We start from the raw sequence: 12,272 nt of genomic DNA, 5'->3' as shown, positions 1-12,272 counted from the left end.
TTTCGGGACAGGCCCCCACATACTAAACTAAGGGGCAACTTTCCATCGCGCATCCCGCCCACCCATGACGAAAAAGGTCTTTATCACTGGCGCTAGTGGCTGCATTGGCCATTATCTCGCTGAAACGTTTATTTACCACACCGATTATGAGCTTTATCTGTTGGTGCGATCGCCCGAAAAATTACGCTTCAACACCGAGGCCCGGGGCGGCATTCATGTGGTGCAGGGGGATTTATTAGATATTGAGCAGCAGACAGATCTCCTAAAAACGATCAACGTGGCGATCTTGGCGGCCACAGCCTGGGGTGGTGCCCAGGAATCCTTTGAAACCAATGTGGTAAAAACCGCCCAGCTTATTGATCTGCTCGATCCAGAAATTTGCGAACAGGTGATTTATTTTTCCACGGCGAGTATTCTGGGGCGCAACAATGAAGTGCTCACGGAGGCCCGGGACTTTGGCACCGACTACATCCGCACGAAATACGAGTGTTACCAAAAACTGGGCACGTTGAAATTAGCGCCGAAAATTTCCGTGGTTTTCCCCACCCTGGTGGCAGGGGGCGGTGAAAATAAACCCTTTTCCCACCTGTCGGGGGGCCTGCGGGATCACATTAAATGGCTATCCATCGCCAAGTTTCTCAGTGCTGACGGCAGTTTTCACTTTATCCATGGTGAAGATATTGCGCGGGTGGTACGCCATCTGGCAGAAAATCCACCAACCATCCGCTTTGATCTGCCCCCCGGAGAATTAGACCCCGATCGCCAATTTGTACTGGGCAATGAACCGTTAACTGCCGACAGGGCGATCGCCGAATTGTGTGAGCACATGGGCCAAAAAATTTACTTTAAAATTCCCCTGTCCCTGTGGTTGGCGAATTTCATTATTAAAGTTTTTCGGATTCAGTTGGCGGCCTGGGATCGCTTTTGCATCGACTACCGCCATTTCACCTACGGCAAAACCTACAATCCCCGCAGCTTCGGTTTAGAATCCGCCTGCCCAAAACTGAGTGATGTCCTCACCAGCGCTGGCATTCCCCCCCGACGTCGTCCTTAATCGAGGAAGAAATTTTCCGGGATAATCTGCATCTTTGGTAAATTGGCGATCGCCCCATAGAGTTGCTCGGCCATCACCTCATTTGCAGCAGCATTAATATGGATCGGGTCAATAAAAGTCGGCGTGGGGAACTGATTATCGAGGCGATAAAAATCAATAAACTCCAGATTATTCGGAAAGTCCTGGGCCAGTTGTTGCAGTGTCTCAGCAAACTGGGGGTAATAGGTGGTCATTTTTTCTGTGTAGTTGTCCCCAAGCTGCTGGCGGATCGCTGCTTCCGTCGGATCAAGTTGAGCTTCAGGGCGTCCAGTGATTTCTGGTTGGAGGGCCACCAACAACGGAATTTGGGCCGCACCACACAGCCCCACCATCTGCGCCAGATTGTCCTGGTAGCGCCCTAGGCGTTCCTGAAATTCTGCGTCGGAGTTAGGGAGTTGTTGCGCCAAGCCCGTTGTGTTGCGTTCACGAATGCTAAACACTTCGCCCCCCTGGTTCGCTTTGCGGGGGGAAGTCAAGGCAAAAACGGCCCGCATTAAAGCACTTTGTTCGGCCTTATTTCGGAAGGATTCCTTGAGGTATTGGTGGAAGTAGGCATCGGGATTTTTGGCAAATTCTGCTAATTTCGGAATCTCCGTCGCCGCTTGGTCACTGGGGAGGAGAAGATCTTCATAGCCGTTGAGAAGAACAATCAAATCCGGCTGGTAGGGCAAAATCTTCAGGGCAAGCTGGGCCAACTCATTGCCAGAGCTATAGCCAGGTACGGCCACATTCACCACACGGTAGTTTCCCTCTCGAATTTTGGCGGGCAGTTGGGCCAAGCGATTGCGGGTCGGCGGAAAGAAAGGAAAAACGTCCGGGCGATAGGTGCCGGGGGATTGTCGTTGGTCTTGGACACGGTTTTGGAGGCGTTGTTCGAGGAAAGCGGCGATCGTCTCTTGGTTTGTCTGGGCACCCCGACCAAAGGCGGTGGAATTGCCAAGGATAAACACACGAATTTCATCTTGGGGTTTGGCGACAGGCAGCGGTTCTTCGTCCCGGAAACCTTGTTCGTTGAGGCTAAAAAATTCACTCTCTTGGCTGCCGACCAGTTCGTAGCCTGTGGCAATGGCTTTCTGGGCGAGAAGTTCGCCGCGATTGTCTAACCCTTGGTAGACGTTTTGATCGTCATCGACAAATTTTAGGCTGTAGGCGATCGCCTCCTGGGAGAGCTGATCATCCTGCCCTTCAAAATAGCCAGACCCAAGCCGAGCCACGACTTCGAGGCCGAGCAATACCACCGGTACAGCCACCAGGATCGTCCAGGGAGAAACGGATTTTTTCTTTTTTCTTCGACCGAGGGACGAGTAACGACGGCGACCGCGACTAAACATGTACGCTTTCCTTTTACGAGAGAATTTCCAACTATTTTCAAGGGAGATGGCCCATTTGTCATGGGGAATTTGTGCTTTTCCGGGGAGGAATTTGGGGTACACTGCAAAGTTGCGATCGCCCCTTAGCTGAAAAAAATTGAGATGGCCTATAAATTATTATTCGTTTGCCTCGGTAACATCTGCCGTTCCCCCTCCGCCGAAAATATTATGCGGCATCTCCTGGAACAAGAAGGTTTAAGCAATAAAATTCTCTGCGATTCGGCCGGGACTTCTAGCTATCACATAGGAGCCGCCCCAGACCGACGGATGCAGGCAGCGGCCCAAAAGCGCGATATTCGTCTGGTGGGTAGCGCCCGGCAATTTTCCCGCGCTGATTTTGAAGCATTTGACCTGATCCTGGCAATGGATCGCGCTAATTATCGTGACATTTTGTCCCTAGACCGGGCGGATATCTATGGCGAAAAAGTTAAAATGATGTGTGACTACGCCACGAATTTTCCCGACAGCGAAGTGCCAGATCCCTACTACGGCGGCCAATCGGGTTTTGACTATGTGATTGATTTGCTCCTCGATGCCTGCCAAGGACTCCTCACAGAGATTAAACAGGAAATGTGATGGTGTAGGCAGCTTATTTCCTCGGTCACACCATGTTTATCCGCAATGTAACGGCGATCGCCTTATTGGGCCTCTTTTGGTTCCAGGGGGCAGCTAGTCACAGTCATCCAGTTCCCCAGGGGCCAACCCCAATTCTCCTGGCTCAGGCAACGACCTTTGAAGTGGGCGATAAAGTTGACATTGAGCGGCAAGGGAGTTGGCGTCCCGGTGAAATCCTTGCTATCCAAAGTGCTCCCGAAGCAGCCGTGCGTTATCAAGTGCGGTATTTGGACGTGGGATTCGTGGAGGACAATGTCAGCCCAGAAAGATTACGGCCAACCGTCGCTACTCAACCTGTAGCGGGCCGCTTACCCCAAATCAATAGCGTCAGTGAACCCATTTATGTCGAACGGGATGGCGTTTGGGTCGAAGCCAGTATTCGGAGTTATAGCTACAGCTCCCGCACGGGAAATCGCTTTACGGTGCGATATCGCGACAATGGCCGCCTTGAAACAGATGTTGTGGCCCAACGGGTGCGTTCAGTGGCAGAGGCAAAAGCCGCCGGGATTGAAGTGAGTGAATTTGATCTCTCCACCCAGGCTGGCATTGAACAGATGTTAGCGGCCCATAATGAGTGGCGATCGCCCCACAATTTACCGGATCTCGTTTGGTCAGAAACCCTCGCCAACCATGCTCAAACTTGGGCCGAACGTTTAGCCGCCCAGGAAAGGGTAGAACACAATACCAGCGATGACTACGGTGAAAATATCGCAAAGTCTAATAATTTAGTGCTCTCGCCAACGGCGGTGGTGAATCTTTGGGGCAACGAAATTCAAAACTATGACTACGGCACTAACCGCTGCCAACCAGGTAAAGTGTGTGGCCACTATACCCAAATCGTGTGGCGTGATACGGAGAAAGTCGGTTGTGGCATGGTGCGTAAGGATAATGGTTGGGAAGTTTGGGTCTGCAACTATGATCCCCCCGGTAATTACCGCGGCCAGCGACCCTACTAAGCCCTGGGGATTGGACAATATTTTTCAGGTCAAAAACAGCAAGCACCGCACTGTCCGCAAAGCATCAGCATCAAGCCAGAACTTTTAAAAAATACAGCACCCGTGCCCGCACACAGGATTAGGCAAATTGTTTCTGGCGCATCTGGCGAATTTTAATCCCCTGCTGGGCCGATTCCATAAACTGCGACACCCGCAACGGATCAATCGGCTCACTGAGCTTGCCATGACGTTTGAGGGAACTGGCGACAATGGCCCCGTCTGCCACCTGGAGGAGGTTGCCGATATTCTCCCAGGTTGCACCACTACCAATCAAAATCGGCGTATCCCCTGCATTGGCACGGGCATCTTTCAAGTCGTCCATTTTCGGCACTTGACCCGTCGCCCAACCAGAGAGAATTACCGCATCGGCTAAACCCCGCTCTACGGTGTCGTGGATGGCGGCGGTGAGGTTAGGCGTACTGATGGGGTGGGCGTGTTTTACTAAGACATCTGCCAAGATTGCTACGTCTGCATCGAGTTCGCGGCGGTATTTCAGCAGTTCGTAAGCATTGCCTTCAATTAAGCCTTGGTCGGTGGCCATTACCCCGGTGAGTACATTCACACGAATAAACTGGGCGCCAGTACAGGCGGCGATCGCCATCGCACTTTTAGCATCATTGCGGAGGACATTAAGCCCCAGGGGGACAGTCACCAACCCCGCAAGACGATCCATGATTAGGGTCATGGCACTAATGGTGGCGGGATCAACCCGGTCTTTTGTGAAGGGGGCATCAAAGAAGTTTTCGATAATAATGCCGTCAATCCCCCCCGCAGCGAGGGCCGTTGCCTCCTGTTCCGCGCGGTCCATCACCTGACGAAAGTCACCTCCCCAACGGGCAGAGGTGGGCAAAGGCAACAGGTGAACAACGCCAAGGATGGGATTTTCGGTCTGGAAAAGATGTTTGAGATCCACTGATTTTCTTTACGTTCGTTTGTACAGGGTCACTCCCACAGGAGCGATGCCTCGTCACCTTTGCAGGCTTGGGATAGGGCGTAAATTAGTATATCAGGGGCAGGCCTCCCCAAAATTTTGTTTCCCCGAAGAAAAGGCGATCGCCTCCATAATTCACCACAGGAATCGAACCAGCCCATGTCACAATAGGGGGATTGCGACCCACAGTGCAAAAGACAGAAGAAACAGAATCAACCTATGGATATCAAAGACGGTTTTGTTGGTGCAGTTGGCAACACCCCCCTCATTCGCCTAAACAGTTTTAGTGAAGCAACGGGCTGTGAAATTTTAGGCAAAGCAGAATTTCTCAATCCCGGTGGTTCCGTCAAAGACCGGGCCGCCCTCTACATCATCAAAGACGCCGAAGAACGGGGCTTGCTTAAACCTGGTGGCACCGTTGTTGAAGGCACCGCAGGCAACACAGGCATTGGTCTGGTTCATATCTGCAATGCCAAGGGTTACAAATGCATCATTGTGATCCCCGAAACTCAATCCCAGGAAAAAATTGATCTGCTCCGCACTCTGGGGGCCGAAGTGATTACGGTTCCGGCGGTGCCCTATGCCGACCCTAACAATTACGTGAAATATTCCCAACGGCTCGCCGCAGAAACAGAAAACGCGATCTGGGCGAATCAGTTTGATAATTTGGCCAACCGCCGCGCCCACTACGAAACCACTGGCCCGGAAATTTGGGCCCAAACCGACGGCAAAATTGATGCTTGGACGGCTGCTACGGGCACTGGGGGCACCTATGCTGGCACTGCCCTCTACCTCAAGGAAAAAAATCCTAACGTCAAATGTGTCGTGGCCGATCCCATGGGCAGTGTGCTCTATAGCTATGTGAAAACAGGCAAACTCGACCGGGAAGGCGGTTCAATTACGGAAGGCATTGGTCAAGGACGCATTACCGCCAATATGGAAGGAGTGCCCATGGACGACGCCATTCGGGTTGATGACCAGGAAGCAGTACGGGTTGTGTATCAACTTCTCAAAAAAGATGGCCTGTTTATGGGGGGCTCCGTAGGAATTAATGTCGGTGCTGCCTATGCCCTCGCGAAGGAAATGGGGCCGGGTCATACGATTGTGACGGTGTTGTGTGACAGTGGCGCCCGTTATCAATCTCGCCTCTTTAACCCAGAATGGCTTGCCAGCAAGGGTTTGTCAGTGCCAGATTAGCGATACATTTTGAAGGCGATCGCCTACTTTTTTTAAATTATGGAAACCCAAACTTTAGATATTGTGATGGGCATCTTGGCGTTTTTGATCGTCGCCAGCGGTTTATTCATGCTGATCAAAGGCACTACAGCGATGAACGATAAAGAATAAGTCCGTTAAATTGCTCAAACTCCAATTGCCTTAACGGGGTCTATTCTTTCCCATCGGCAGGCAGGGCAGCGACGATTGCATCCAGCACGCGAGCCACGGGAATAATATCGAGGTCTAAACCGTCTGGTAACTTTTGGCCTTTGGGCACAATGGCACGGGTAAAGCCTAATTTCATTGCTTCCTTCAGGCGAGTTTCCAAGTGAGAAACAGGTCGAATTTGTCCCCCCAAACCCACTTCTCCGATCAGCACAGTCTGGGGTGAAACAAGGCGATCGCGGAAGCTGGCCACCAAAGCAATGGCAATCCCCAAATCCACCGCCGGCTCAGAAACCGTCAAGCCCCCCGCCGAAGCAACATAGGCATCTAGCTTTGAGAGGGGAATGCCGACCCGCTTTTCTAGCACCGCCAAAATTTGCTGGAGACGGGAATAATCAACGCCTGTGGTGGAACGTCGAGGGGAAGAATAGCTGGTGGGACTGACTAGGGCTTGCAATTCTACTAAAAGGGGTCGGGTGCCTTCGCAGGCAACAACGGTGGCGGTACCGGGGGTGGCCTCTTCGCGGTTACCGAGGAAAAGTTCTGAAGGATTGAGCACTTCCTCTAAACCCTGTTCACCCATTTCAAAAATGCCGACTTCATGGGTGGCCCCAAAGCGATTTTTCACCGACCGCAACAACCGATGGGAGGCATATCTATCTCCCTCGAAATACAGCACCGTATCAACGAGGTGTTCCAAAACCCGTGGCCCGGCGATCGCCCCTTCCTTGGTGACATGACCGACGATAAACAGCGTAATGTTTTCCCGCTTCGCCACTTGCATCAAAGCCGAGGTACATTCCCGCACCTGGGACACTGAACCGGGGGCGGAACCCAAGGCGGAATAATACAAGGTCTGAATACTATCAATCACTGCCACCTGGGGCTGGAGAGTTTCCAATTCAGCCAAAATCGTTTCGAGGCCCGTTTCCGTTAGTACATATAAATTTTCTTCTGGGGGGTGGGCTGCATCCCGGAGGCGATCGCCCCGGAGTTTGATTTGCTGGCCCGATTCCTCCGCCGACACATACAAAATTCTTGGTAAACTTGTGCTGAGTTGATAGGCCACCTGGAGTAATAATGTCGATTTCCCAATGCCCGGATCGCCCCCAATCAGCACCAAGGAACCTGGGACTAACCCTCCGCCAAGCACCCGGTCTAACTCCCCAAACCCAGACCCAAAGCGCATCCGTTGGCGAGTATCAATATCTGTAAATTTCACCGCAGTGCGGGAGACTGGGCTGGCGGCTTTTCTGGTTGTTTTCGGCTTATGGTGCCAGGTACGGCTCACACCAGTACTGCTTTCCTTTTCGCGGATCTCTTCTTGCAGCGACCCATAGACCCCACAATCTGGGCATTTACCGAGCCATTGCCGCGCCTCTGCCCCACATTCACGACACACATAAACCGTTTTTGCCTTAGCCATGACTTGTCATCTCCCCATCACAATGAATTGCCCTCGGTGGCAGCATCACCCCGAAAAACCGCACACTTTCCAAAATAAATCTTAAAAAACTTCTCATTTTCCCGAAAACCCGACCTCAGACTCCCATCAGATTTCAGGAAAGCGATATTCTTATATCTAGATAACCCTACTTAATAAACTTCAACAACACTTACCGAAAGTCAACAGGAGCGTGAAGGAACTTGGAAAATCATAAAGAAAGAATTCTTGTCGTTGACGACGAAGCCAGCATCCGCCGCATCCTCGAAACCCGCCTTTCCATGATTGGTTACGAGGTTGTGACCGCCGCTGATGGTGAAGAAGCCCTCGCCACATTTGATGAAGCAGACCCCGATCTTGTGGTTCTTGATGTGATGATGCCCAAGCTCGATGGCTATGGCGTTTGCCAAGAACTCCGCAAAGAATCCGATGTGCCGATTATTATGCTCACGGCCCTTGGGGATGTGGCGGACCGCATCACAGGTTTGGAGCTTGGGGCCGATGACTACGTTGTAAAACCATTCTCCCCCAAAGAACTAGAAGCGCGCATCCGTTCTGTCCTGCGGCGTGTTGAAAAAAATGGTGGTACGGGCATTCCTAGCTCCGGGGTTATCCATGTGGGTTCGATCCGCATTGATACCAATAAGCGCCAGGTCTACAAAGGCGATGAACGCATTCGACTCACAGGGATGGAGTTTAGCCTGTTGGAATTACTGGTCAGCCGCTCTGGGGAACCTTTTTCTCGTTCAGAAATCCTCCAAGAAGTTTGGGGCTACACCCCAGAGCGCCATGTGGATACCCGCGTTGTGGATGTGCATATTTCCCGGCTGCGCGCCAAACTAGAAGATGATCCCAGCAATCCCGAACTTATTTTGACAGCCAGAGGTACAGGTTATCTGTTTCAGCGGATCCTCGAACCGGGTGATGAATAACCCCAAGAATTGTACGGATAAACTTTTAAGATCATGGTTGGGATGAATGTTTGACCGTGGTCTTAAATTTTGACTGGGGATGCTAGATCTGACGCAAGGTCTCTAAACGACGAACCGTCTTCTATACCCACTAACTTTTTTGCTGCAAACTATCTCCTTTGCCATGAATTTTCGCCTCCCCCAACAGCGCTGGCACATTGCCGATCGCCAACCGGACATCACCCAATCATTGGTTGAGGCGATGGGCCTTAATCCGCTTGTGGCCCAGGTTTTAGTGAATCGCAATATTCGCACGCCAGAGCAGGCGAAGATCTACATCCAGCCGGAATCCCAGCGATTACCTGCGCCCTTGGTGGAATTTGAGGATCTGGCCCTGAGTGTGGAACTTCTCCAGGAGGCGATCGCCGAAGAAACTCTCATTGCCATTTGTGGCGATTATGATGCCGATGGCATGACCAGCACTGCTTTGTTGTTGCGGGCCTTGGGCCATGTGGGAGCAAAGGTAACCTACGCGATTCCCAGTCGCATGAAAGATGGCTACGGGATCAATGAGCGTATCGTCACCGAGCTCGCCGAGGAAGGGGTAGGCTTAATTCTCACGGTAGACAACGGCATTTCCGCCTACGAGCCGATCAATTTGGCGCGGGATCTAGGCCTGGATGTGATTATCACTGACCACCATGACTTGCCGGATCAATTGCCGCCCGCCAATGCGATTCTGAATCCAAAGTTATTGCCGACCATGTCTCCTTATGCTGGTTTGGCCGGGGTTGGGGTAGCTTATGTGCTGGCGGTGTCCCTGGCCCAGGCGGTAGACAAGCTAGAAGGGCTTACCAGCCAAATTTTAGAATTATTTACCCTGGGGACCATCGCTGATCTGGCGCCCTTAACCGGGGTGAATCGTCGCTGGTTGAAGCGTGGCCTCAAGCTTTTACCCCAGTCGGAGTTGGCAGGGGTGCAGGCCCTCATGCAAATTGCCGGGGTCGATGACCAAAAGAAACAACTCAAGCCCGATGATATTGGCTTTCGCCTTGGCCCCCGCATTAACGCCGTTGGTCGCATTGATGATCCCCAAAAAGTAATTGAATTGCTCACTACCGACGAACCTGGTTTGGCCCTAGAGCGAGCGATGCAATGTGAGCAGATCAATAAGCAGCGCCAGGAAATGTGCACCCAGATCGAAGCAGAGGCGATCGCCCTAGTAGAAGAAACCCCCATCGATTACCAAGGACAGCGGGTGTTGGTGGTTTGCAAAGAAGAATGGCACCATGGCGTGATCGGCATTGTCGCTTCCCGGTTGGTCGAACGCTATGGCGTGCCCGTTTTTATCTGTACTGCTGAGGAAGATGGCAAAATTCGCGGCTCCGCCCGGGGCATCGAAGAATTTAATGTGTTTGAGGCGCTGAACTATTGCCAAGATCTCCTGGGTAAATTTGGGGGCCACAAAGCTGCCGGGGGATTTTCCCTCGCCAGAGATAACCTAGCCGCGTTTACCGAAAAGCTCAGTGAATTTGCCCACCAATTGCTCAAACCCGAACATCTAAAACCCTTAGTGAAAATTGACGGGGCGGTAAATTTCACGGATTTAACCCCAGAGTTTTACCAACAGATTGATCAACTCCATCCCTGGGGCATTGGCAATCCAGAACCGATTTTCTGGACAAAAAATGTACAAATTCTAGAGCAACGTACCATTGGCAAAAATCACCTAAAATTCAGCCTCGGCCAAACCATCGCCGGTCAAACATTCACCATTAAGGCGATCGCCTGGCAATGGGGAGACTATTTGCCACTTCCCCCAACCCTGGACATTGCCTACAAACTCAAAGAAAATCGCTGGAATGGTGAGGTGAACCTAGAACTAGAATTGGTCGGGGCGCGTCCCAGTGAAGCCCCTCGTCCTGTGGTTCCAGACCAGGAAATGTCTCCCCAAGCTCAACCTCAGCACTCAGAAAAGACTTTTCTGTTTAATGACCGGACATATTTCTGTACCCTCGCGGATCAGGGATTGACCCTCAGAATTCGCAATGATCAAGGTAAGTTATTGGCGATCAAAAAAGGTCAACGGCAGGGCAAACTCGGTGAGCAAACCGTTGATGTTACCCAACCCCCATTTTTTCAGATGATCAAAACGGCGATCGCCACCCTCGAACAAGCCAACTAAATCAACACAAAAAAGGACAACTCCCCCGTCGGTTTGTTGCCCCTGCGCACAATTTGTTTTTGAGAAAAAATTACATATCGCCGCCACGAATGGCCAACAAAAAGATAACAACAGGCCCCGAAATGAGGATCAAAGAGACAAAAGTCAACTGAAAAATCACTTCAAAGTTGAGGCTACCAAAAAAACCTGTGATAAAATCCATATTTCTCCTATTCCTGAGTTAATGCAAAAAACAGGGTAAATTTTTTTTTCCTAAAAATCAATGTCTATCATACCCCGTCAGGCCTGCCTTGCTTTGCTGAGAATAGGCAAAAATCAATGAAGTTTTGTAACGCCCCGGAGACGGATCCCGATGCCCACTTGGCAATGTATTGAAAATTGTGGTGCCTGCTGCCACCTCGAACCCGGCGATCGCCCCGACCTTGAGGACTACCTCACCCCCGCTCAACTGGAGCAATATCTCGCTATGGTCGGCCCCGACGGCTGGTGCATCAACTATGACCAAGCCCATCGCAAATGCACGATCTACACCGAACGTCCCCGCTTTTGCCGTGTTCTCCCAGAAACGTTTACCGAAATGTTTGATGTGCCCGCCGAAGAGTTACAACAATTTGCCATTGATTGCTGCCTCGAGCACATCGATAGCATCTATGGCGACGAAAGCCCAGAAATGGAGCGCTATGTTGCCAAGGTCGTGAATGTTGGACTGTAAACGGTTTTCCTTTCCCGAAAAAGACTGTTGATCCCCATCCTTGGAGCAAGTTTCTCAGGGACGAAACAAGACTTGCCCAAAAAGAAAGAGTACCAGCCCAAGGACTCTGGTACCCATCGATACTTGCAATACTGTTTAGTTGTTGATGCCCACAACCTAAAACCAAGTTGCCAACTAACTAATCTAAATCTGATGATCCATCATAGGGATCCCCATCAAAGGGTTGTACCCCTACCTCTGGCACAGGTTCTTCATTCGGTGAAAAAATCCGATTGATGCCCTGTAAAACATACTGAAAAAGCTTTTCTAACGTTTTCATGGTTGCTGTGCCTCGTCACGTCTAATCAATTGAAATACAATGGTTAGAACCACGAAACAAACCGGGTTTACCACTGCACTTTAAGCTTGTCTATCGCTGAGATTTGTCATTCAGCTCTATATGACTATTATTAGGGGTCAGTCCCCTTGGGGGATCACTTAGTTGCGATTCTTGAAATTGCGTTAGGGTTCTGAAAGTCGAAAAAAGTAAATACTCCTGTATATGTAAAAAAAGACAAAGCCAAATCAATCAAAAGCCCTAATCGCTTAACAATTAGGGCCCAATCATAAATACAATCTTTAATTCACTAACAA

Annotated in this window: 11 protein-coding genes and 1 pseudogene; 7 read left to right on the top strand and 5 right to left on the bottom strand. The window is 50.9% G+C overall.

The window, feature by feature from the left end:
- Positions 1–64: 64 nt before the first annotated feature.
- A complete protein-coding gene (locus FEK30_RS09530) occupies positions 65–1,054 on the top strand; it encodes an NAD-dependent epimerase/dehydratase family protein (protein ID WP_138073060.1) in 990 nt (329 codons plus the stop codon).
- Here FEK30_RS09530 and FEK30_RS09525 read toward each other — a convergent pair.
- A complete protein-coding gene (locus tag FEK30_RS09525) occupies positions 1,051–2,424 on the bottom strand; it encodes an SGNH/GDSL hydrolase family protein (protein ID WP_065711636.1) in 1,374 nt (457 codons plus the stop codon). The two genes, FEK30_RS09530 and FEK30_RS09525, sit on opposite strands and share 4 nt — an antisense overlap.
- Before the next feature lie 141 nt (positions 2,425–2,565).
- On the opposite strand from FEK30_RS09525, the gene FEK30_RS09520 reads away from it, so the two are divergent.
- Together FEK30_RS09520 and FEK30_RS09515 are read left to right on the top strand one after the other, a co-directional pair.
- On the top strand, positions 2,566–3,039 hold the full coding sequence (locus FEK30_RS09520; protein ID WP_138073059.1) for a low molecular weight protein-tyrosine-phosphatase: 474 nt from the start codon (positions 2,566–2,568) through the stop codon (positions 3,037–3,039).
- A 32-nt stretch (positions 3,040–3,071) separates the two neighbouring features.
- Positions 3,072–4,034 (top strand): CAP domain-containing protein, encoded by a 963-nt coding sequence (locus FEK30_RS09515; protein WP_138073058.1) that lies wholly within the window; start codon positions 3,072–3,074, stop codon positions 4,032–4,034.
- 118 nt (positions 4,035–4,152) lie between these two features.
- Here FEK30_RS09515 and btpA read toward each other — a convergent pair whose 3' ends face one another.
- Entirely contained in the window at positions 4,153–4,986 is an 834-nt protein-coding gene (gene btpA, locus FEK30_RS09510) for a photosystem I biogenesis protein BtpA (RefSeq protein ID WP_012306602.1), read from the bottom strand.
- A gap of 237 nt (positions 4,987–5,223) precedes the next feature.
- Here btpA and FEK30_RS09505 point away from each other — a divergent pair, with 237 nt between their 5' ends.
- Positions 5,224–6,201 carry a cysteine synthase A gene (locus tag FEK30_RS09505; protein ID WP_062433171.1) on the top strand — a complete coding sequence of 326 codons (978 nt, stop codon included), beginning with the start codon at positions 5,224–5,226 and terminating at the stop codon, positions 6,199–6,201.
- Positions 6,202–6,406: 205 nt separating this feature from the next.
- Here FEK30_RS09505 and radA read toward each other — a convergent pair.
- Positions 6,407–7,813, bottom strand: a pseudogene (radA, locus tag FEK30_RS09500) (DNA repair protein RadA); the annotation flags it as partial.
- Positions 7,814–8,034: 221 nt separating this feature from the next.
- Between radA and rpaB the strand changes: the two are divergent.
- Together rpaB and recJ are read left to right on the top strand one after the other, a co-directional pair.
- Positions 8,035–8,763, top strand: a complete 729-nt coding sequence (gene rpaB, locus FEK30_RS09495; protein ID WP_012306606.1) for a response regulator transcription factor RpaB — start codon at positions 8,035–8,037, stop codon at positions 8,761–8,763.
- 163 nt (positions 8,764–8,926) lie between these two features.
- Positions 8,927–10,927, top strand: a complete 2,001-nt coding sequence (recJ, locus tag FEK30_RS09490; protein WP_138073057.1) for a single-stranded-DNA-specific exonuclease RecJ — start codon at positions 8,927–8,929, stop codon at positions 10,925–10,927.
- A 70-nt stretch (positions 10,928–10,997) separates the two neighbouring features.
- Here the strand turns inward: recJ and psb30 are convergent, their stop codons facing one another.
- The gene (gene psb30 / locus FEK30_RS09485; RefSeq protein WP_012306608.1) at positions 10,998–11,129 is read right to left on the bottom strand and encodes a photosystem II reaction center protein Ycf12/Psb30; all 132 of its coding nucleotides are present in this window, start codon (positions 11,127–11,129) and stop codon (positions 10,998–11,000) included.
- 150 nt (positions 11,130–11,279) lie between these two features.
- Between psb30 and FEK30_RS09480 the strand changes: the two genes are divergently transcribed.
- A complete protein-coding gene (locus tag FEK30_RS09480) occupies positions 11,280–11,639 on the top strand; it encodes a YkgJ family cysteine cluster protein (RefSeq protein WP_099241121.1) in 360 nt (119 codons plus the stop codon).
- A 178-nt stretch (positions 11,640–11,817) separates the two neighbouring features.
- Here FEK30_RS09480 and FEK30_RS16760 read toward each other — a convergent pair whose 3' ends face one another.
- Complete coding sequence (locus tag FEK30_RS16760; protein WP_168191139.1) at positions 11,818–11,958, bottom strand: hypothetical protein; 141 nt, start codon at positions 11,956–11,958, stop codon at positions 11,818–11,820.
- Between the last annotated feature and the right edge of the window lie 314 nt (positions 11,959–12,272).

It is taken from the genome of Picosynechococcus sp. PCC 11901, assembly GCF_005577135.1.
Lineage (GTDB): Bacteria > Cyanobacteriota > Cyanobacteriia > Cyanobacteriales > MRBY01 > MRBY01.
The sequence above is the reverse complement of the archived record's forward strand: the minus strand, read 5'-3'. Positions and strand labels throughout refer to the sequence as shown.